At 50.8% G+C, this 21,863-nt stretch carries 20 protein-coding genes; 17 read left to right on the top strand and 3 right to left on the bottom strand.

Annotated elements, in window-relative coordinates; genetic code table 11:
- Positions 1–170 precede the first annotated feature (170 nt).
- The 6 genes from purL to glnB all read left to right on the top strand — a co-directional run bounded on the left by purL (position 171) and on the right by glnB (position 8,677).
- Positions 171–4,052: a phosphoribosylformylglycinamidine synthase gene (gene purL, locus MPHASIOC01_RS14270; RefSeq protein ID WP_353612795.1), complete on the top strand. Its 3,882-nt coding sequence runs from the start codon at positions 171–173 to the stop codon at positions 4,050–4,052.
- 334 nt (positions 4,053–4,386) lie between these two features.
- Entirely contained in the window at positions 4,387–4,458 is a 72-nt protein-coding gene (locus MPHASIOC01_RS14265; RefSeq protein ID WP_353614942.1) for a hypothetical protein, read from the top strand.
- A 214-nt stretch (positions 4,459–4,672) separates the two neighbouring features.
- Entirely contained in the window at positions 4,673–6,127 is a 1,455-nt protein-coding gene (locus tag MPHASIOC01_RS14260; protein WP_064596031.1) for a HAMP domain-containing sensor histidine kinase, read from the top strand.
- Positions 6,128–6,176: 49 nt separating this feature from the next.
- On the top strand, positions 6,177–6,893 hold the full coding sequence (locus MPHASIOC01_RS14255; protein ID WP_353612794.1) for a two-component system QseEF-associated lipoprotein QseG: 717 nt from the start codon (positions 6,177–6,179) through the stop codon (positions 6,891–6,893).
- On the top strand, positions 6,890–8,230 hold the full coding sequence (glrR, locus tag MPHASIOC01_RS14250; protein WP_064596027.1) for a two-component system response regulator GlrR: 1,341 nt from the start codon (positions 6,890–6,892) through the stop codon (positions 8,228–8,230). The genes MPHASIOC01_RS14255 and glrR overlap by 4 nt, the downstream gene beginning before the upstream one ends.
- Positions 8,231–8,338: 108 nt before the next feature.
- The gene (gene glnB / locus MPHASIOC01_RS14245) at positions 8,339–8,677 is read left to right on the top strand and encodes a nitrogen regulatory protein P-II (protein WP_036116390.1); all 339 of its coding nucleotides are present in this window, start codon (positions 8,339–8,341) and stop codon (positions 8,675–8,677) included.
- Between the two features lie 68 nt (positions 8,678–8,745).
- Here the strand turns inward: glnB and hmpA are convergent, their stop codons facing one another.
- On the bottom strand, positions 8,746–9,936 hold the full coding sequence (hmpA, locus tag MPHASIOC01_RS14240) for an NO-inducible flavohemoprotein (RefSeq protein ID WP_353612793.1): 1,191 nt from the start codon (positions 9,934–9,936) through the stop codon (positions 8,746–8,748).
- Positions 9,937–10,255: 319 nt separating this feature from the next.
- On the opposite strand from hmpA, the gene glyA reads away from it, so the two are divergent.
- The gene (gene glyA / locus MPHASIOC01_RS14235; protein WP_064596022.1) at positions 10,256–11,509 is read left to right on the top strand and encodes a serine hydroxymethyltransferase; all 1,254 of its coding nucleotides are present in this window, start codon (positions 10,256–10,258) and stop codon (positions 11,507–11,509) included.
- Between the two features lie 137 nt (positions 11,510–11,646).
- Entirely contained in the window at positions 11,647–12,792 is a 1,146-nt protein-coding gene (locus MPHASIOC01_RS14230; RefSeq protein WP_064596019.1) for a 3-phenylpropionate MFS transporter, read from the top strand.
- Here MPHASIOC01_RS14230 and csiE read toward each other — a convergent pair.
- Entirely contained in the window at positions 12,789–14,072 is a 1,284-nt protein-coding gene (gene csiE, locus MPHASIOC01_RS14225) for a stationary phase inducible protein CsiE (protein WP_064596016.1), read from the bottom strand. The genes MPHASIOC01_RS14230 and csiE overlap by 4 nt on opposite strands.
- A gap of 267 nt (positions 14,073–14,339) precedes the next feature.
- Here csiE and MPHASIOC01_RS14220 point away from each other — a divergent pair, with 267 nt between their 5' ends.
- Positions 14,340–14,540 carry a hypothetical protein gene (locus MPHASIOC01_RS14220; RefSeq protein WP_064596012.1) on the top strand — a complete coding sequence of 67 codons (201 nt, stop codon included), beginning with the start codon at positions 14,340–14,342 and terminating at the stop codon, positions 14,538–14,540.
- A gap of 85 nt (positions 14,541–14,625) precedes the next feature.
- Here the strand turns inward: MPHASIOC01_RS14220 and suhB are convergent, their stop codons facing one another.
- Entirely contained in the window at positions 14,626–15,429 is an 804-nt protein-coding gene (gene suhB, locus MPHASIOC01_RS14215; protein ID WP_064596009.1) for an inositol-1-monophosphatase, read from the bottom strand.
- Between the two features lie 119 nt (positions 15,430–15,548).
- Here suhB and trmJ point away from each other — a divergent pair, with 119 nt between their 5' ends.
- From trmJ to fdx, 8 genes are all read left to right on the top strand, one after another.
- The gene (gene trmJ, locus MPHASIOC01_RS14210; protein WP_064596098.1) at positions 15,549–16,283 is read left to right on the top strand and encodes a tRNA (cytosine(32)/uridine(32)-2'-O)-methyltransferase TrmJ; all 735 of its coding nucleotides are present in this window, start codon (positions 15,549–15,551) and stop codon (positions 16,281–16,283) included.
- 125 nt (positions 16,284–16,408) lie between these two features.
- A complete protein-coding gene (iscR, locus tag MPHASIOC01_RS14205) occupies positions 16,409–16,900 on the top strand; it encodes a Fe-S cluster assembly transcriptional regulator IscR (RefSeq protein WP_036116374.1) in 492 nt (163 codons plus the stop codon).
- Positions 16,901–17,011: 111 nt separating this feature from the next.
- Entirely contained in the window at positions 17,012–18,226 is a 1,215-nt protein-coding gene (locus MPHASIOC01_RS14200; protein ID WP_064596006.1) for an IscS subfamily cysteine desulfurase, read from the top strand.
- Positions 18,227–18,256: 30 nt separating this feature from the next.
- On the top strand, positions 18,257–18,643 hold the full coding sequence (gene iscU, locus MPHASIOC01_RS14195; protein WP_036116369.1) for a Fe-S cluster assembly scaffold IscU: 387 nt from the start codon (positions 18,257–18,259) through the stop codon (positions 18,641–18,643).
- A gap of 48 nt (positions 18,644–18,691) precedes the next feature.
- Entirely contained in the window at positions 18,692–19,015 is a 324-nt protein-coding gene (gene iscA, locus MPHASIOC01_RS14190; RefSeq protein WP_064596003.1) for an iron-sulfur cluster assembly protein IscA, read from the top strand.
- A gap of 78 nt (positions 19,016–19,093) precedes the next feature.
- Complete coding sequence (hscB, locus tag MPHASIOC01_RS14185; protein ID WP_064596000.1) at positions 19,094–19,609, top strand: co-chaperone HscB; 516 nt, start codon at positions 19,094–19,096, stop codon at positions 19,607–19,609.
- A gap of 64 nt (positions 19,610–19,673) precedes the next feature.
- Positions 19,674–21,524 carry a Fe-S protein assembly chaperone HscA gene (gene hscA, locus MPHASIOC01_RS14180; RefSeq protein ID WP_064595998.1) on the top strand — a complete coding sequence of 617 codons (1,851 nt, stop codon included), beginning with the start codon at positions 19,674–19,676 and terminating at the stop codon, positions 21,522–21,524.
- 1 nt (position 21,525) lies between these two features.
- On the top strand, positions 21,526–21,861 hold the full coding sequence (gene fdx / locus MPHASIOC01_RS14175) for an ISC system 2Fe-2S type ferredoxin (RefSeq protein WP_036116360.1): 336 nt from the start codon (positions 21,526–21,528) through the stop codon (positions 21,859–21,861).
- Positions 21,862–21,863 lie beyond the last annotated feature (2 nt).

Raw genomic sequence — 21,863 nt, 5'->3', positions numbered from 1 at the left:
CAGTTGGCAACCCGTCCGCACAAATTGCCACAATAACAGACATCACTGCTGCGGGATTTTATTTCTGCGCAAACGGTTTCGTCAGCGGCTGGTATTCTCTATAATGACGCCCGTTTTCCCCCGAAATACCTGGCTAAGCGTCTATTGGCCCTTCGAAGACGAGAGATTTAATGATGGAAATTCTGCGTGGTTCGCCTGCATTGTCGGCATTTCGTATTAACAAACTGCTGTCCCGCTTTAAGGATGCTCATCTGCCAGTGAGCAATATTTACGCCGAGTATGTTCACTTTGCTGACCTCAAAGCACCACTCAGTGCCGATGAACTCGCCCGCCTGCAACGCTTGCTGAAATATGGCCCGACCCTGACAGAAAACGCACCGGTTGGGCAGTTAATCCTTGTCACTCCACGTCCTGGCACTATTTCTCCGTGGTCTTCTAAAGCGACCGATATCGCGCATAACTGCGCTCTGGTTCAGGTCAGTCGTCTGGAACGTGGTGTTGCTTACTATGTTCAGGGTTCACTGACAGAGCAACAGTGGCAGCAAGTGTCTGAGTTGCTGCATGACCGAATGATGGAAACCGTATTCAGCAATATGAACGATGCTGAGCGGCTGTTTGCTCACCACGAACCCGCACCCGTTCAGTCGGTCGATATCCTTAGTCAGGGGCGTCAGGCGTTGGTTGATGCCAATATCCGTCTTGGCCTTGCTTTAGCTGAAGATGAAATTGATTATCTGCAGGATGCGTTTACTCAGCTAGGCCGCAACCCGAACGACATCGAACTGTATATGTTCGCGCAGGCGAACTCAGAACACTGCCGCCATAAAATCTTTAACGCTGACTGGGTTATTGATGGTGAAGAGCAGCCTAAATCGCTGTTTAAAATGATCAAGAATACATTCGAAACCACGCCAGACCATGTGTTGTCAGCTTACAAAGACAACGCAGCGGTTATGGAAGGTTCAACGGTTGGGCGTTTCTTCGCTGAGCGCGGTTCTGACCATTATGATTTTCACCAGGAAGAAGCGCATATCCTGATGAAAGTTGAGACTCATAACCACCCAACTGCAATTTCGCCATGGCCGGGTGCTGCAACGGGTTCCGGTGGGGAAATTCGTGATGAAGGTGCCACAGGCCGTGGTGCAAAACCTAAAGCTGGGCTGGTCGGATTCTCAGTATCCAATTTGCGTATTCCCGGTTTTGAACAGCCGTGGGAAGAAGACTTCGGTAAACCTGATCGCATTGTTTCCGCTCTGGATATCATGCTGGAAGGCCCACTCGGTGGCGCTGCGTTTAACAATGAATTTGGTCGCCCGGCATTAAATGGTTATTTCCGTACTTATGAAGAGCGGGTAACCAGCCACAACGGTGAAGAACTGCGTGGTTACCACAAGCCAATTATGCTGGCAGGTGGTATTGGTAATATTCGTGCCGATCATGTTCAGAAAGGGGAAATTCCTCCGGGGGCCAAACTGATTGTATTGGGTGGCCCGGCGATGAACATTGGTCTGGGTGGTGGCGCTGCATCTTCCATGACTTCCGGCCAGTCTGATGCGGACCTGGATTTTGCCTCTGTTCAGCGTGATAACCCGGAAATGGAACGCCGTTGCCAGGAGGTTATTGACCGCTGCTGGCAACTGGGCTCTGACAACCCGATTCTGTTTATTCACGATGTTGGCGCGGGTGGTCTGTCAAATGCGATGCCTGAGCTGGTCAGTGACGGCGGGCGTGGCGGGCGCTTTGAATTGCGCGATATTCTGAATGATGAACCCGGTATGAGCCCGCTGGAAGTATGGTGTAACGAGTCCCAGGAGCGTTATGTCCTGGCCGTGGCTCCAGAACAACTGGCCTTGTTTGATGAATTATGCCGCCGTGAGCGTGCGCCTTATGCAGTCATTGGCGAAGCCACTCAGGAACAACATCTGACCCTGAATGACCGGCACTTTGATAACCAGCCAATTGATATGCCGCTGGATGTGTTGTTGGGCAAAACACCGAAGATGACCCGCAATGTAACCCGTCTTAAAGCCGAAGGTAAGGCACTGGCATGTTCAGCGATTAATCTTGCCGATGCAGTAAAACGCGTAATGCATTTGCCGGTGGTTGCGGAGAAAACCTTCCTGGTCACGATTGGTGACCGTACTGTAACCGGAATGGTTGCGCGGGATCAGATGGTGGGTCCGTGGCAGGTTCCGGTGGCAAACTGTGCTGTTACCACCGCCAGTCTGGACAGCTACTATGGTGAAGCAATGTCCATGGGCGAGCGTGCTCCGGTAGCACTGCTGGACTTCGGCGCATCTGCTCGTCTGGCTGTTGGCGAAGCGCTGACTAATATCGCCGCTACGCACATTGGTGATATCAAGCGTATTAAATTGTCAGCAAACTGGATGGCCGCAGCCGGGCACCCGGGCGAAGACGCCGGGTTATACGAAGCAGTGAAAGCCGTTGGCGAAACGCTGTGCCCGCAATTAGGGCTGACCATTCCGGTGGGTAAAGACTCCATGTCAATGAAGACCCGCTGGCAGGAGGGCAACGAACAGCGCGAAATGACTTCTCCGCTGTCGCTGGTTATTTCCGCTTTTGCGCGTGTGGAAGACGTGCGCAGTACCGTAACGCCACAATTGCGCACTGGTGCCAACGCACTGTATCTGGTTGACCTGGGTGAAGGGGCAAACACCCTGGGCGCAACGGCACTGGCGCAGGTTTACCGCGGCCTGGGAGATAAACCGGCTGATGTCCGCGATGCCGCTAAGCTGAAAGGCTTTTACGATGCCATGCAGGCTCTGGTGGCTGAGGGTAAATTACTGGCCTACCACGACCGTTCAGATGGTGGCCTGCTGGTAACGCTGGCGGAGATGGCCTTTACAGGGCACTGCGGTGTTCAGGCGGATATTTCTGGGCTGGGTGACACATTGCCAGCCCTGTTCACTGAAGAGCTGGGTGCGGTTATTCAGGTTGCCGAAGCCGACCGCGCTGTTGTTGAGCAATGTTTGCAAAGCCATGGCCTTGGAACCTGCGTTCACTACCTCGGCCAGGCTGTGGAAGGGGACAACTTTACCCTGACCGCCAACGGTGACACTGTCTATAGCGAAAAACGCTCTCAACTGCGCATGTGGTGGGCGGAAACAACCTGGCAGATGCAGCGCCTGCGTGATAACCCGGATTGCGCTGACCAGGAACATAACGCGAAAGCCAACGAGCAGGACCCTGGCCTGAATGTAGCGTTGACCTTCGATATTAATGAAGATATCGCCGCCCCATATATTGCTACTGGCGCTCGTCCAAAAGTGGCAGTACTGCGTGAGCAGGGGGTCAACTCACATGTGGAAATGGCCGCAGCATTCCATCGTGCAGGTTTTGACGCTATCGATGTCCATATGAGCGACTTACTGTCTGGCAAGCGAGACCTGGAAGCTTTCCAGGCGCTGGTTGCCTGTGGCGGTTTCTCTTATGGTGATGTGTTAGGCGCCGGGGAAGGCTGGGCAAAATCCATTCTGTTTAACGAACGCGTTCGTGACACTTTTCAGGCTTTCTTCCACCGTCCACAAACCCTGGCTTTGGGGGTGTGTAACGGTTGCCAGATGATGTCCAACCTGCGGGAATTAATTCCTGGCAGTGAATTGTGGCCGCGCTTTGTTCGTAACCACTCAGATCGTTTTGAAGCACGTTTCAGCCTGGTTGAAGTGGCGCAGAGCCCGTCATTGTTGCTTGAAGGTATGGTGGGTTCGCATATGCCAGTTGCCGTTTCCCATGGCGAAGGCCGTGTGGAAGTGCGTGATGCCGCACACCTGGCCGCGCTGGAAAGTAAAGGGCTGGTGGCGTTGCGCTTTATTGATAACGCAGGCAGCGTAACTGAAAACTACCCGGCTAACCCGAATGGTTCTCCTAATGGTATTACAGCCGTTACCAGTGAAAGTGGCCGTGCGACTATCATGATGCCACACCCGGAGCGCGTATTCCGTACTGTCAGTAACTCATGGCATCCGGATAACTGGGGAGAAGACAGCCCCTGGATGAGGATTTTCCGTAATGCCCGTAAGCAGTTAGGGTAATATCGTTTCAGGTAGCCAAATGGTATTCCGGTGATGTCAGCCGGTTTGTTATTTGTCTGAAGCCTTCCGTAGGGAGGGCTTCTTTTTGTTTTGCTGGTACAGTCTGGTTTGCTGTGTCGCTGGTGTGTCTCTTTTTGCCAACAGAATGAATATTGTAGTGTCTCCATTTGGAGACGTTTAACTTATTGATTATAATTATTTTTATGGTTTTTATTATAAACCGTCTCTTTTTGGCGACACCTCGTCCCGTCGGCTATGATGTTTCTTATCGCTTTTCTGACATTAATCTGATAACAATCAGTATATTAGGCTGTTTTTTTGAACATGGCATGGTATATGCATAAATAAAGCCAGTGGCTCATTCACCTGTTTATGTCAGCCCCATTTAGTTGGCCGCGCTACATAAAACTCGAATGACGCACAAAAAGGTGCCTGCCGTCCAACTACTGATTATTGCATTGCTTTATCAGGCTCAGGGCGAAACGTTGAGTTAGGCACCGCCTGAATTCTGAACAAAGGCAGGGGTTTTATTCCCTGCCTTTGCTGTTTCTCCGCCTGGCGCTTTTCACTGGCTTACTGGTCAGTTAGCATCGAATGATTCAGGATGATGTGAGACAACCATGTTACTACCCCGCCAGCTTACTCCCCGCTCACTACGCCAACTGGTTATTATGGCGTTCTTGTTAGTATTGGTCCCCTTGTTGGTTCTGGCCTGGCAAGCCTGGCAGAGTCTGAATGCTTTGAGCGACCAGGCCGCACAAACCAACCGCAATACTCTGGTGGATGCCCGCCGAAGTGAAGCGATGACCAGCCTGGCACTGGAAATGGAACGCAGTTACCGCCAGTTTTGCGTACTGGACGATGAGACATTGCGCAATGTTTACCAGACACAGCACAACCGATATCTGGCGTTGCTGGATGCGTGGAACAGTGGGTTGCCAGATAGCACAATTTTGCAGCAACTGCGGGGGAATCTGGATGCTCTTTCACACCTGCAGTGTACCAACAGTGTGCCGGAGAAGCGGTCAGCCCGGAATCTGGAGACCTTTGCCGATAACAATGCCTTACTGGTTCAGGCGACAAGGGCAATGGTTTATTCCCGCGGTCAGCAACTCCAGCAAGAAATTGCTGAGCGGGGTCAATTCTTTGGCTGGCAAGCCTTAATTTTATTTATTGTCACTCTGGTGCTGGTGATGCTGTTTACCCGCACTATCATCGGGCCGGTAAAAGCGATAGAAGCAATGATCAACCGGCTGGGTGAAGGGCAATTTCTTTCCAGTGAAGAAAGTGTCAAAGGGCCGAAAGAACTCCAGGTTATAAGCCAGCGTATAGTCTGGTTAAGTGAGCGCCTGGCCTGGCTGGAATCTCAGCGCCATGAGTTTTTGCGGCATATTTCTCATGAGTTAAAAACGCCTCTTGCCAGCCTGCGTGAAGGGACTGAATTACTTGCCGATGAAATTGCCGGGCCGCTCAACGCAGACCAGCAGGATATCGTACAAATACTGGATTCAAGTAGTATCCAGTTACAAAAGTTGATTGAGCAATTACTGGATTACAACCGAAAAATAGCAGAAAGCACGGTCGAACTTATGCCTGTCGATTTGGGGGTATTAATCAACCAGGTTGTCAGTGCTAATGCATTGCCTGCAAGAGCGAAAATGATGCATACCACAATTGAACTTGATGCGCCTTACTGCCTGGCTGATCCTGTTCAGCTCACCACTGCGCTGGACAATCTCTACTCCAACGCCGTGCACTATGGTAATGAATCCGGTAGTATTTACCTGCATTCAGCCCGCTCTGGTCAGTACATCAGTATTGATATAGTGAATACCGGTACGCCCATTCCTGATTCTGAAAAGAATATGATTTTCGAGCCCTTTTTTCAGGGCCGTCAGCAACGCAAAGGTGCCGTGAAAGGCAGTGGGCTTGGCCTCAGTATTGCTCGCGACTGTGTACATCGTATGCAGGGAGAACTGACCATAGTGGAACACGAAAAAGGTGATGTCTGTTTTCGCATTACGTTGCCTGTAGTTAAAACGGAAGTTGAGACGGAACACTTAAAAAATGCCTAATTCTTTTAGTACCTGTCGTTCACCTGTATGCAGGTTCCCTTTGCGGGCTATGTTATACCGGGTTTTATCGGGAGGTATCTTGCTGGTGCTGGCCGGTTGCCAGTCTGGTGGAGAAAATACTTCATCATCCGGCATATTCAAAGCGCCACCAGTACCGCGAACCGAACTGACAGATTACCTGGCCATGCGTTGCTCTGATTTGCTGCAAATGCGTACCCAGGATACAAATGTCATTGAGAACCCACTCTATTGGATGGCTTTTATTTCCTGTGCTCGCCAGACAGAGCCTGATACAGCCCGTGTTATTGCAAACCGCTGGGCTGAGTCTGGGTGGTATAACACTTTGCGTACCGCTATTGTGTTGTCCCGCTCTTTGCCGGAAAACACAGTACGCCAGAATTACCTTAACCAGGTATCGCTGGTACATGAACAGATTCCTGCCAGTGTCACTCCTTTATTCAACATGTGGTGGGACAATGAGCAACTGGCTTTTAAACTGGCAGAACAACAAAGCCAGTATGCTCTGTTGAAAAGCAACACCGACCAGGAGCTTGAAACGTTGCGCCAGCAGCAGCAACTCCTGCACCAGCAACTGGAAACTACAACACGCAAGCTGGAAAATTTAACGGATATTGAGCGCCAGCTTTCAACACGTAAAGCGGGAGGTGCCTATACCCCTGATACAGGCTCAGGCCATTCAGGTACTACGCACTCATCAGGCAGTACATCAGGGCCGGCAGGTTCTGATGGAGAGGAAACACCATGACATTAGTGGTCAACGCACATTTATTATTAGTGGATGATGATCCAGGATTATTGAAACTCCTGGGAATGCGGCTTGCCAGCGAAGGTTACCAGGTTTCGACAGCAGAAAGCGGTCAGGAAGGGTTGCGGGTTCTGTCTCGCGAGAAGATTGATCTGGTAATCAGCGACTTGCGCATGGATGAAATGGATGGACTGCAATTATTCAGTGAGATCCAGAAACGCAGCCCGGGTATGCCCGTGATCATTCTGACCGCTCACGGATCGATACCCGATGCCGTTTCCGCTACCCGCCAGGGCGTCTTCAGTTTTCTGACCAAACCGGTTGACAGAGAAGCACTGTATAAAGCAATTGACGAAGCGTTATCCCAGAGTGGAAGTGCGGTTGATGAAGCGTGGCGGGAAAACATTGTTACCCGCAGCCCACTAATGCAACGTCTGCTGGAACAAGCCCGAATGGTTGCGCAGTCTGACGTTAGTATTTTGATTCAGGGGCAAAGTGGTACTGGTAAAGAAGTGCTTGCCCGGGCCATTCATGCGGCCAGTCCACGGGCAGGCAAGCCCTTTGTCGCTATCAACTGTGGTGCGTTACCTGAACAACTCCTTGAGTCGGAACTGTTTGGTCATGCCAGAGGTGCTTTCACAGGGGCAGTCAGTTCTCGTGAAGGGTTATTCCAGGCGGCTCAGGGTGGTTCACTGTTTCTCGATGAAATAGGCGATATGCCACTGGCATTGCAGGTTAAGTTACTGCGAGTGCTCCAGGAGCGTCAGGTGCGTCCGTTAGGGAGTAACAGCGATATTGCTGTAGATGTGCGTATTATTTCTGCCACGCACCGTGACCTGCCCAAAGCGATGGAACTGGGTGAATTCCGGGAAGATTTATTCTATCGGCTGAATGTTGTCAGCCTGAAAATACCGCCCTTACAGGCCCGCCCTGAAGATATTCCTTTGTTGGCAAACCACCTGTTGCGTCAGGCTGCTGGCCGCAATAAACCTTTTGTTCGCCGTTTCTCAACTGAGGCCATGAAATTGCTCGTCGCGGCTGCCTGGCCGGGGAATGTGCGTCAGTTGGTGAATGTGATTGAGCAGTGTGTGGCGCTGACTGCCGCACCGGTTATTAACGAGGCACTTGTCGCTCAGGCGCTGGAAGGGGAAAACACGGCATTACCAACGTTTGCAGATGCCCGCAGCCAGTTTGAACTCAATTACCTGCGCAAGTTACTACAAATAACTAAAGGGAATGTTACTCAGGCCGCGCGAATGGCCGGGCGTAACCGTACTGAGTTTTATAAGTTACTGGCCCGCCATGAACTGGACGCCAGCGATTTTAAAGGTACATGATTTTTTTTGGCGCATTTACGTACCGCTGCCCACCCGGTATGTGGTACCGTTAGCGCCCGCTTATGCTGTTCGTTGTTGCCTCCCTGCGTGGCGTTTTAAGGAACCACCATGAAAAAGATTGATGCGATTATTAAACCGTTCAAACTGGATGATGTGCGTGAAGCTCTGGCTGAAGTGGGCATCACAGGGATGACGGTCACCGAAGTGAAAGGTTTTGGCCGCCAAAAAGGCCACACAGAACTCTACCGTGGCGCTGAATACATGGTGGATTTCCTGCCGAAAGTTAAAATTGAAATTGTCGTGACTGACGACCTGGTTGATATGTGTGTTGATACCATTACACGCACAGCTCAGACCGGTAAAATTGGTGATGGCAAGATTTTTGTCTTTGACGTGGCTCGCGTGGTGCGTATTCGTACCGGTGAAGAAGACGACGCTGCAATCTGATAATCAACGCTGGCGTTTACTGAATCATCATTTTTCCAGCCCTCGCAATATGCGAGGGCTTTTTGTATTTACAGCACCTTATGCGGGCCAAAGCATTCGTAGCGAATGCGTTCGGCATTCACACCGTTATCCACTAACTGCCGGGCAATAAACTGCATAAATCCAACCGGGCCGCACAACCACCAGGTCATTTGCGAGTCATTCAGGCTGGAAATGTAAGGAGTCAGGTCCATATGGCCTGCTTTAATGCTGCCCGTCCCGGTAATATCTGCCGGGCCTGGCTTGCTGTACCATACTTGCTGTGTAAAGTGGCGCAGTTGTCCCCCTGTATTGTTTACATGGTCAGCAAATGCATGCCGGAGCCCATTTTCCGCAGCATGGAACCAGTTAACCTGGGCCTGGTGTTCGTGTCGTGCCAGTGAGCCCAGCATGGCGAGTAATGGCGTTTGCCCGGTACCTGCTGAAATTAAGCTCACCGGTGTCTTTGGTGTAACATCCAGGTAAAAATCGCCAGCCGGAGGAGCCAGATGGATAATATCACCGGGTTCAGCGCAATCATGTAGCCAGCGAGAAACCAGCCCTTTATTGTCACGTTTAACAGCAATGCTGTAGTGTTGCCCGTCAGGTTGGTGGGTGAGGGAATACTGGCGAATTTCCTGGTTCTCAAAACCAACAGGTTTGATCCATACAGCAGTATACTGGCCTGGCTGGTAAGGCATTACAGGGCCACCGTCTGCTGCGGCAAATCTAAAACCGGTAATGGTTTCACTTTCGCGTGTTTTGGCGACAAGGCGAAAAGGGCGTGTACCTTGCCACCCGCCATCCTGATTCTGGTTACTTTGGTAGATTTCAGCTTCCCGGCGAATAAATATCCCGGCCAGCACCTGGTAAGCCTTTCCCCATGCATCCAGCACATCCTGCCCCGGGTTGAGCATCTCCTTGAGTGTTGCCAGTAAGTGATAACCAACAATGTCATATTGCGCTGGCTGGATACTGAAGCTGGTGTGTTTTTGGGCGATTTTCTCAACGGCGTTGGTTAGAACCTCCGGTGTTTCCAGGTGGCTTGCCCAGGCACAAATCGCATTGAACAGCGCTTCACGCTGGTCTCCATTACGCTGATTGCTCATATTGAATATTTCCTTGAGCTCAGGGTTATGGTTGAACATGCGCTGGTAAAAGTGTGCAGTCAGTGCCGGTCCGGTTTCAACAACAGCGGGAATGGTGGATTTCACAATGGCGATGGTTTTTGCGTCGATCATCAGATTGTCTCTATTCTATAACATGTATTTTATATGCATCTTATAGAATAAGCCGCAATGTTGTAAATGACTATTTTTTGCTGGACATAGAGAGGGTGAAGATGAAATAACATGCATGGCATGTTGAGAAAATATCCTGTTCTTTATGCCTGTAATTGTTTTGTTGAAAGCCTTGTGTGGCGTGATGCCAAACGTTTGCGTAAAAACCTCCGCCAACCTCTATCTTCCCTTTGTGAATCGGTTTAAACTGTTGCCCGTTGCCCACAAGGGTCCCCTAAAGCAGTATATTTTTTACCGTTAGCTGAGTCAGGAGATGCGGATGTTAAAGCGAGAAATGAACATTGCCGATTATGATGCCGAACTTTGGCAGGCCATGGAGCAAGAGAAAGTACGTCAGGAAGAACACATTGAGCTGATCGCCTCCGAAAACTACACCAGCCCGCGCGTTATGCAGGCACAAGGTTCCCAGTTAACCAACAAATATGCAGAAGGCTACCCTGGCAAACGTTATTACGGTGGCTGTGAATACGTAGATATCGTAGAACAACTGGCTATTGACCGTGCTAAAGAATTGTTCGGCGCAGACTACGCTAACGTTCAGCCTCATTCAGGTTCTCAGGCAAACTTTGCCGTTTACACCGCATTGCTGCAACCGGGCGACACTGTGCTGGGTATGAACCTGGCTCATGGTGGTCACCTGACTCACGGTTCGCCGGTTAACTTCTCCGGCAAACTGTACAACATCGTGCCTTATGGTATCGATGAAACCGGTCATATTGACTACGCTGATTTAGCCAAACAGGCAGAAACCCATAAACCCAAAATGATCATCGGTGGCTTCTCCGCATACTCCGGTGTGGTTGACTGGGCGAAAATGCGTGAAATCGCTGACAGCATTGGTGCTTATCTGTTTGTTGATATGGCGCACGTAGCCGGCCTGGTTGCTGCAGGTGTTTACCCGAACCCGGTTCCTCACGCTCACGTTGTAACAACCACTACCCACAAAACGCTGGCTGGGCCGCGTGGTGGTTTGATTCTGGCGAAAGGCGGCAGCGAAGAGCTGTATAAAAAACTCAACTCTGCTGTGTTCCCTGGTGGGCAGGGCGGTCCGTTGATGCATGTGATTGCCGGTAAAGCGGTGGCACTGAAAGAAGCCATGGAACCTGCGTTCAAAACTTACCAGCAACAGGTTGCTAAAAACGCGAAAGAGATGGTGTCTGTATTCCTGTCTCGTGGCTATAAAGTGGTTTCTGGCGGCACAGATAACCATTTGTTCCTGCTGGATCTGGTTGATAAAGAGATCACTGGTAAAGATGCCGATGCCGCTCTGGGGCGTGCCAACATCACTGTAAACAAAAACAGCGTGCCTAACGATCCGAAGAGCCCATTTGTGACTTCCGGTATCCGTGTTGGTACACCTGCGGTGACTCGTCGTGGCTTTAAAGAAGCTGAAGTGCGTGAACTGGCTGGCTGGATGTGTGATGTGCTGGATAACCTCAATGATGAAGCTACCATTGAGCGTATCAAACAAAACGTACTGGCAATCTGCGCTCGTTTCCCGGTTTACGCATAATTCCGTTTTCGCTTGTTAAAACGCATACAACAGGTCGCACAGTCGGCCTGTTTTTTTATGTATTATCACGCTGTTAATTACTACTTGCATGCCCGTTGCCCCTCAGCGAAACTATCGCCCTTGCACAGGGAGGCAAAATGGTTATGCAGTCTACGCGCTGGCTGGCGCTCAGTTATTTCACCTATTTTTTCAGTTACGGTATTTTCCTGCCTTTCTGGAGTGTCTGGCTTGAAGGCCGTGGGCTTAAGCCCGATACCATAGGTTTATTATTGGGCTGTGGGCTGGTTGCCCGCTTTCTGGGAAGCCTGTTGCTGGCTCCGCGTGTTAACGATCCTTCCCGTCTGGTTTTTGCTCTGCGCCTGCTGGCCTCACTGACCTTCTTCTGTGCACTTGGTTTTTGGGCCGGGAATCAGGTGGTTTGGTTGTTGCTGGTCATGCTGGGATTTAACGTTTTCTTCTCGCCACTGGTTCCCCTGACTGACTCTCTCGCCGGAACATGGCAACGGCAGTTCCCTCTGGATTATGGCCGGGTACGCCTTTGGGGATCGCTGGCATTTGTTATTGGCTCCGCACTGACGGGGAAACTGGTTAGCCTGTATCAGTCCGATGTGATTCTTATTATGCTGATGCTGGGGACGGGAGCAATGGTAGCAGGGATGATGCTCCGCCCGTCTGTCATGCCTCAAGGGGCGTTACGTCAGCAGGATCATACTGGCTTTGCCGGGTGGTGGGCGCTGGTTGTACGCTCATGGCGTTTTATTGCCTGTGTGTCACTGTTGCAGGGCGCGCATGCCGCATATTACGGTTTCAGCGCTATTTACTGGAAAGATGCCGGTTATTCTGCCGCGACTGTCGGGTATTTGTGGTCGCTGGGTGTGGTGGCGGAAATTGTCATATTTGCACTCAGTAACCGCCTGTTTCGCCGCTGGAGTGCCAGCCAGCTGTTATTACTTTCGGCATTCAGTGGTGTCATTCGCTGGTCAATTATTGCTGAAACTACCGCTTTGCCTTTTTTACTGGTGGCGCAGGTGCTGCATTGCGGCAGCTTTACAGTCTGTCATCTGGCAGCGATGCGGTATATTTCTGCCCGCCAGGGTGCTGAGGTCATTCGCCTGCAGGCTGTTTACTCGGCTGTTGCGATGGGAGGAAGTATCGCGCTAATGACGTTGTTTGCCGGTTTCCTGTACCAGCATCTGGGCGCGGGGATGTTCTGGGTGATGGCGGCCGTCGCCTTTCCGGCAATATTCATTCGTCCGGCGCGCCCGGTAGCTAACCAGTCTTAACCTTCGAGAATAGCGCGGATACGTTGTTGCTGGTGGAGTGTTAAAGGCTCCACCGCGTGAATCAGCGGGGGTGATACCAGTGGGAAATGTGTTTCATAGGGGCTAATCACCAGGTCAATTTCCCCTGATGTGCCCTCGTGGTGAAAGGCCTGAACGGTCTGGTACTGGATATTTAATGGTAATAGCGTTAATTCCCGCACCTGTTTTTCCAGTTCTTTTTCTCGTGGTGGATTATCACCCGTCAGTAACAGTACTTGTTTCTCATGTAATGCATCAGCCTGCATGAGCCATGCTCCAAAAATCACGGCAATCAGCCCTGTTTCCTGAGCGGAGAAATGCAACTGGTACTGCCCGGATAAAGGTTGCAGCACTTGTTGTGTTGTACCAATTAACCGCGGGTACAGGCGTACAATCTCATCAGGCAGGTTGGTTTCAATACCAATTCCCAGTATCACCCGTTCCAGCGCCTGAAACAGGTGAATATACAACTGCCGGTGCAGGCCTTCTTCATCACTAAAGTGCAGCCCCGTTTGTGTGCGAAAATCATGGATCATCCGCCGAATTGCGAAATGTAATTGCTCTTCATGCCGGCCTGATGTGCTGACTGGATCGGGGATTTTCAGTAATGAAAAGATAAAACCCAGCAGGTGAGAATGTCCGCTGTGCATCGGCACCGATAATTGCCGACTGATATGTTCGAAAACTTCACTGGCTGCTGAAAACTCGCAACGGCATTCAATCCATTCTCGCTGGAGGCGATTAAATTCAGGTAAACAGGCTGCCAACTGGTGATGCAGGCTGTAGAGTAGCCAGAATCGCAAAAAACGCGCATCACGCTCGCTAAACTGCCGGTTCAGGCGGCGGGCACTTAAAGAGACTAATGCATGCAGATTCATTTCATCATATAAAGCGCGAGCGATGCCTCGCTGTTTGAGGCCTGCTTTAACGCGGGGAATAATCTGGTTTTCGACGAAGTCTGGTGAGATACGCAATGCACGCCTTAACCAGTGAAACAGGCACAATTGTTTGTCGAGACTGGTTCCTTCAATAATGTAGCCGCCAGTGGCTTGCGGGCGGATAGCCAGCCGGTGGCAGGCATGAATTTCTTCATGTGTATCAGCAATATCGCTATGCAGTGTTTCTAAATCAGTATCATTAATGGTGCTAAGTAATTCTGCGGTGAAATGTTGTTCTGAGAGCAGTAGCAATAACAACAAGTGGCACTGGCGTTGCTGACGCGTAAGCACTGTTTTTGCTGGCGCTGGCGTCGTCGTTGTCATGCTGCCTCTCCTGAAGATACATTAAGTAAACTTAAGCATATACGCTGTCAGGCAGCCAGATACGTTTTTATCCGCGGAATTTTGACTGGCTCACAAAATTTTATGTTGAGGAAAGCTGCTTTGAGAAACGTCATGAAATATAAATGGATTTTGCTTGTGACGTTGGCCTGTACAGGCCTGCTTCTGGCGCATCCCCACAGTTTTACTGATATTTAAACTCATGTGGTGGGCAACACACAGCTATCCAGTCTGCAAATGCGCAGGGAGATGGAGATAAATGAAGTAATAGCGGCCGACTTGCCAGACGAGGCCGTCCAGGCGACAGAAGGTGGAGCTGTATGGCAGAAACTGGCGCAGGAAGTCATGGATACTATTCGTCAGCAACATGAGTTAACCTGGTCTGCACCAGATGAAGACCTGGCTTCAGGTGAGCATTTTGCCAAAAAAGTGGAGGTGACATGCCCTTGATCTTCACTCCACGCAGCCAAAGGAGCGGGGCTGGGGGAAAATCCACGGTCCCTTCTCTGCATGGCAGGGAAGGGACCGGCGTAACTTAGCGTTTCAGCGCTTCGCTCAGCTCATCGCGCATGGTAGACAGCATGTTTTTCACTACACGCGGGTTACCAGCAACGATGTTACCGGTGGTCAGGTAGTTGTGACCTCCAACAAAGTCGCAAACCAGGCCACCAGCTTCACGCACCAGCAATTCACCAGCCGCGAAATCCCACGGGCGCAGGCCAATTTCAAAGTAGCCATCTACGCGGCCAGCGGCAACGTATGCGAGATCCAGTGCAGCAGAACCGGTACGACGGAAATCAGCACATTCAATGAACAGTTTACCCATAATATTCATATAGGTGGTGGCATACTGTTTGGCCTTGAACGGGAAGCCGGTTGCCAGAATGGTTCCGTCCAGATCACGGGCAGTGCTGCCACGCAGACGGTAACCATTGAGCTGTGCGCCCTGGCCACGAACGGCAGTGAAAAGTTCATTGCGCATTGGGTCGTAAACAACAGCCACTTCAGTGCGGCCTTTGATACGAACAGCAATAGAAACGGAGAAGTGCGGTAAACGCTTAACGAAGTTGGTTGTACCATCCAGCGGATCGATAACCCATTGTACATCCTCGTCAGTACCGGCAAGTTCACCACTTTCTTCAGTAATAATGGTGTGCTGAGGGTAAGACTTTTGAATAACCTCAATAATCAGACTTTCGGCGGCTTTGTCCACGTTAGTCACGAAGTCGTTGGTGCCTTTCTGGCTGGTTTCAACGCTATCAGGGGTTTCGTAATTTTTGGCAATTAGGTTACCCGCCTTGCGTGCAGCGCGCACGGCGATATTGAGCATTGGATGCATCAGGTTTCTCTCGCTGGATGTTAAAGAACAGGAAAACGGGCGGAGTATAGCAGAGGGTTCGGAATATGTCTCAGGTTTATGCTAATATGGCCTGATATTCTTAATCTGCTGTGAACATTATGCTGCAAAACATACGCGTAGTACTGGTTGAAACGTCTCACACCGGCAACATGGGTTCAGTTGCCCGTGCCATGAAAACCATGGGGTTAACCAATCTTTGGCTGGTGAATCCATTGGTAAAACCTGACTCTCAGGCCATTGCACTTGCTGCGGGTGCCAGTGATGTCATCGGTGATGCACAGATTGTGGATACTCTGGATGAAGCCCTGGCAGGATGCAGCCTGGTGGTAGGCACCAGCGCCCGCTCAAGAACCCTTCCCTGGCCAATGCTGGACCCACGCGAATGTGGTCTGAAGGCTACAGAGGAAGCGCAACATGCGCCTGTTGCTATCGTGTTTGGCCGTGAGCGCGTTGGTCTCACTAACGATGAACTGCAAAAATGCCACTACCATGTTGCTATCGCGGCAAATCCGGATTACAGCTCCCTTAACCTGGCTATGGCGGTGCAGGTTATTGCTTATGAAGTGCGTATGGCATTTTTGGGGCAGAATGATGCCCATAAAAGTGAATCCGAACCCACTCCTTACCCTCTCGTGGATGACCTGGAACGTTTTTATACGCACCTGGAACAGGTGTTGCTCAATACTGGGTTTATTCGCGCTAACCACCCCGGCCAGGTAATGAACAAGCTGCGCCGTTTGTTTACCCGGGCGCGCCCGGAAAGCCAGGAATTGAACATTCTGCGTGGTATTCTGGCGTCGATTGAACAGGGTGAACATCCGCACGAAAAATAGTTGACTAAAATACTCAGGTAAATAGTTGACCAATTTACTCAGGAATGTCAGACTTGTCTCCGCTGTGCAAAACTATTCTAGGATAAACCCCCGGTTCGAGGGGCATTTTTGAGGTTAAGTAAGACATGAGACTGACATCAAAAGGGCGCTATGCCGTCACCGCAATGCTGGACGTTGCACTTAACTCCGAAGCGGGCCCCGTTCCGTTGGCTGATATCTCTGAACGCCAGGGAATTTCGCTCTCTTATCTGGAGCAGTTATTCTCCCGCCTGCGTAAAAATGGCCTGGTCTCCAGTGTACGTGGCCCGGGCGGTGGGTATCTGCTGGGTAAAGATGCCACATCCATCGCTGTGGGTGAAGTGATTAGTGCAGTAGACGAATCGGTAGATGCCACCCGTTGTCAGGGTAAAGGCGGCTGCCAGGGCGGAGATAAATGCCTCACTCATGCTTTATGGCGTGATCTGAGTGACCGCCTGAGTGAATTCCTCAACGGTATTACGCTGGGTGAACTGGTAAATAACCAGGAAGTGCTGGATGTTGCTGACCGCCAGCATGGCGATAACACCCTTCGCAGTTCGCGTCCGCAAGACGCCATCAATGTTAAATTACGCGCATAAAAACGTAATAATATAGTTATTTCGAATCAGGCCAGGGTTACCTGGCCGCTGATATTACGCCGATATTGGCCTGATTCGCCGCATTGAAGTGATGTACGGAGCTTAAGAGCGATGAAATTACCGATTTATCTTGATTACTCAGCCACAACGCCGGTTGACCCGCGTGTTGCTGAGAAGATGATGCAGTTTATGACAATGGATGGGACTTTCGGCAACCCGGCTTCCCGTTCTCACCGTTTTGGCTGGCAGGCAGAAGAAGCTGTGGATGTGGCACGTAACCAGATTGCTGAACTGGTTGGTGCAGACCCACGCGAAATCGTCTTTACCTCTGGTGCAACAGAATCTGACAACCTGGCAATTAAAGGTGCTGCAAACTTCTATCAGAAAAAAGGCAAGCACATTATTACCAGTAAAACAGAACACAAAGCCGTTCTGGATACCTGCCGCCAGTTAGAGCGTGAAGGTTTTGAAGTAACTTACCTGGCACCGCAAAGCAACGGTATTATTGACTTAAAAGCACTTGAAGCAGCAATGCGCGATGACACCATTCTGGTTTCTATTATGCATGTGAATAATGAAATCGGCGTAGTTCAGGATATTGAAGCTATCGGCGAATTGTGCCGTGCGCGTGGCATTATCTACCATGTGGATGCGACCCAAAGTGTAGGTAAATTACCTATTGATCTGAGCAACCTGAAAGTTGACCTGATGTCTTTCTCTGGCCACAAAATCTATGGCCCGAAAGGTATTGGCGCACTGTATGTTCGCCGTAAACCCCGTGTGCGTATTGAAGCACAAATGCATGGTGGTGGTCACGAGCGTGGTATGCGTTCTGGTACTTTGCCGGTTCACCAGATTGTTGGTATGGGTGAAGCGTATCACATTGCTAAACAAGAAATGGCAAGTGAATCTGCGCGCCTTAGCGCACTGCGTGAACGTCTGTGGAATGGCATTAAAGACATTGAAGAAGTCTATCTCAATGGCAGTCCGGAACACACCGCACCAAACATCCTGAACGTCAGCTTTAACTATGTTGAAGGTGAGTCACTGATTATGGCACTGAAAGATCTTGCGGTTTCTTCCGGTTCCGCCTGTACGTCAGCAAGCCTTGAACCTTCTTATGTGCTGCGTGCTCTTGGTATGAGCGATGAGCTGGCTCACAGCTCGATTCGTTTCTCATTAGGGCGTTTTACGACAGAAGAAGAAATTGATTACACCATCGAACTGGTTCGTAAGTCTATCGGTCGCCTGCGTGAACTTTCTCCGCTGTGGGAAATGTTTAAACAAGGTATCGATCTGACCACCATCGAATGGGCTGAACATTAATCAATAAGCAGGACATAAGGAGAATTCACCATGGCATATAGCGAAAAAGTGATTGATCACTACGAGAATCCCCGTAACGTGGGTTCCTTTGATAACAACGACGAAAACGTTGGTAGTGGTATGGTTGGCGCCCCGGCATGTGGCGACGTCATGAAGCTGCAAATCAAAGTAAATGATAACGGCGTGATTGAAGACGCACGTTTTAAAACCTATGGCTGCGGCTCCGCAATTGCATCCAGCTCACTGGTTACTGAGTGGGTAAAAGGGAAATCCCTGGATGAAGCACAGGCGATTAAAAATACTGACATCGCTGAAGAGCTTGAGTTGCCACCAGTGAAAATTCACTGCTCAATTCTGGCTGAAGATGCCATTAAAGCCGCAATTGCTGATTATAAAAGTAAACGCGAATCAAAATAATGTCTTCCGGGCTTACCCGGAAATTTGAAAGCTTATTGAGGTTGTTGTATGTCGATTACCCTTAGCGACAGTGCTGCTGCTCGAGTTAACACTTTTTTAGCTAACCGCGGAAAAGGGTTTGGCTTGCGCCTTGGGGTGCGTACCTCGGGTTGCTCCGGCATGGCTTATGTACTGGAGTTTGTTGACGAGGCGGCCGCAGAAGATGTGGTATTCGAAGACAAAGGCGTCAAAGTGGTTGTCGACGAGAAAAGCCTGCGTTTTCTTGATGGCACTCAGTTGGACTTCGTAAAAGAAGGCCTGAACGAAGGGTTTAAATTCACTAACCCTAACGTGAAAAATGAGTGTGGCTGCGGCGAAAGTTTTAACGTCTGACAGCGCACCTTCCACCGACCCCATAGCGACATGTTTGCTGTGGGGTATTGCTTTTAGTCTGCAAACTCCGGAACGTTTATGGATTACTTTACCCTGTTTGGGGTGCCGGTAAGTTATTCGCTCGACAGCAGTCAACTGGCGGACCGGTACCAGGAACTGCAGCGTCAGTTTCATCCCGATAAATTCGCCAGCCGCCCACAAGCGGAACAATTACTGGCTGTTCAGCAGTCCGCCAACATCAATCAGGCGTGGCAGACCCTGCGTCATCCTCTTTCCCGGGCAGAATATATTTTGTCCTTGCATGGCTTTGACCTGGCAAGTGAACAACATACGGTGCGTGATACCGCGTTTCTGATGGAGCAACTGGAATTACGTGAAGAACTGGATGACATTGAGCAAAAACGTGATGAGGTTCGTCTGGAAGCGTTTTTAGCACGCGCTACGCAAATGTATAATTTGCGCCATAAAGAGATGGTGGCGTTACTGGATGCCGGGCAGTGGGATAACGCTGCAGACAGTGTGCGTAAGTTGCGTTTTCTCGATAAACTGCGCTCGCAGGCCGAACAACTCGAAGAAAAATTGCTCGATATTTGATGCTGGTGTTTTCCGGCAACCATCAACCACCTGGTAACCCTGGTGATGAATTTGGAAGCTTAACATGGCCTTATTACAAATCAGTGAGCCCGGCATGAGTGCTGCGCCGCATCAGCGTAAGCTGGCTGCGGGGATTGACCTGGGGACCACAAACTCGCTGGTGGCGACGGTCCGTAGTGGGCAAACCGAAACCCTGGCTGACCATGAAGGGCGTCATTTGCTGCCATCAGTGGTGCACTATAGCGCCACACAACATTTGGTTGGCTGGGAAGCGCGTGCAAATGCCGCACAAGACCCTGCCAATACCATCAGCTCAGTAAAACGCCTTATGGGCCGTTCATTGAGTGATATTCAGACTCGCTACCCGCATTTACCTTATCAATTCCAGTCCAGTGAAAATAGCCTGCCGCTAATCGTTACTCCGGCAGGCGCACTGAACCCGGTACGGGTTTCTGCTGATATTCTCAAAGCACTGGCGGCACGGGCGGTTGAAACGCTTAATGGCGAGCTGGATGGTGTGGTTATTACTGTACCGGCTTATTTTGATGACGCTCAGCGTCAGGCAACCAAAGACGCAGCCCGCCTTGCGGGTTTGCATGTACTGCGTCTGCTGAATGAACCTACAGCTGCGGCGATTGCGTATGGTCTGGATTCCGGCCAGGAAGGTGTAATTGCCGTATATGACCTGGGCGGTGGTACTTTTGATATTTCTGTTCTGCGCCTGAATCGCGGCGTGTTTGAGGTGCTGGCAACCGGTGGGGATTCCGCGCTGGGTGGTGATGACTTCGACCATTTGCTGGCAGACTGGCTCTGTGAGCAGGCTGGTCTGAATACTCCGCTGGATAGCCGCCTGCAACGCCAGGTGCTGGATACGGCGATTGCCACTAAAATAGCCCTGAGCGACGCGCAACAAACTGATGTGCGTATTGGCGACTGGCAGGGCACAGTTACGCGTTCACAATTTAACGAACTGATTAGCGCACTGGTTAAACGGACTTTACTCTCATGCCGCCGCACGTTGAAAGATGCCGGTATCGATGCCAGTGAAGTGCTGGAAGTCGTGATGGTGGGGGGCTCCACTCGTGTACCACTGGTGCGTGAACGGGTAGGTGAGTTTTTTGGCCGAACCCCGCTGACTTCAATCGACCCGGATAAAGTTGTGGCAGTTGGCGCAGCGATTCAGGCAGATATTCTGGTGGGTAACAAACCTGACAGCGAAATGCTGTTGCTGGATGTCATCCCCTTGTCGCTGGGTCTGGAAACGATGGGCGGCCTGGTGGAAAAAGTCATTCCGCGTAACACCACAATCCCTGTGGCCCGCGCCCAGGAGTTCACCACCTTTAAAGACGGCCAGACAGCAATGGCGATTCATGTCTTGCAGGGGGAACGTGAGCTGGTAAGTGATTGCCGTTCACTGGCTCGTTTCACCTTGCGGGGTATCCCGGCAATGCCGGCTGGTGGTGCGCATATTCGCGTCACTTTCCAGGTAGACGCTGACGGCCTGCTGAGTGTAACCGCAATGGAAAAATCGACCGGAGTAGAAGCGTCGATTCAGGTCAAGCCTTCTTACGGCCTGTCTGATGGTGAAATTGCGTCCATGATCCAGGATTCCATCAGCTTTGCTGAGCAGGATGTCAGCGCCCGCATGCTGGCAGAACAAAAGGTTGAAGCTGCCCGTGTTCTGGAAAGCCTGGCCGGAGCTCTTGATGCAGATGGTGCCTTGCTGGATGAAGAAGAGCGCCAGGCGATAGATGCTGCAGCAGCACAACTGCAGGATGCCGCTCAGGGAAATTCCCCTGACGCCATTGAAAATGCGATAAAAAATGTTGATAAGCAAACCCAGGAATTCGCTGCGCGCCGGATGGATGCCTCCATTCGTCGGGCGTTGAAAGGCCATTCCGTCGACGAGGTTTAATATGCCTAAGATTGTTTTTCTGCCTCATCAGGATCTTTGCCCGGATGGTGCAGTTCTGGAAGCACAGACGGGTGAGACGATTCTTGACGTTGCCTTGCGCAACGGCATCGAAATCGAACATGCCTGTGAGAAATCCTGCGCCTGCACTACATGCCACTGCATTGTGCGCGAAGGTTTTGATTCCCTGCAAGAAAGCAGTGAAGATGAAGACGATATGCTGGATAAGGCCTGGGGTCTGGAACCAGAAAGCCGCCTGGGTTGCCAGGCGAAAGTAACGGATGAAGACCTGGTGGTTGAGATCCCGCGCTATACCATTAACCATGCTCGTGAACACTAACA

This window comes from Mangrovibacter phragmitis (assembly GCF_040429585.1).
Lineage (GTDB): Bacteria > Pseudomonadota > Gammaproteobacteria > Enterobacterales > Enterobacteriaceae > Mangrovibacter > Mangrovibacter phragmitis.
Note: the sequence above shows the minus strand (reverse complement) of the source record. Positions and strands in the feature narration are given on the sequence as shown.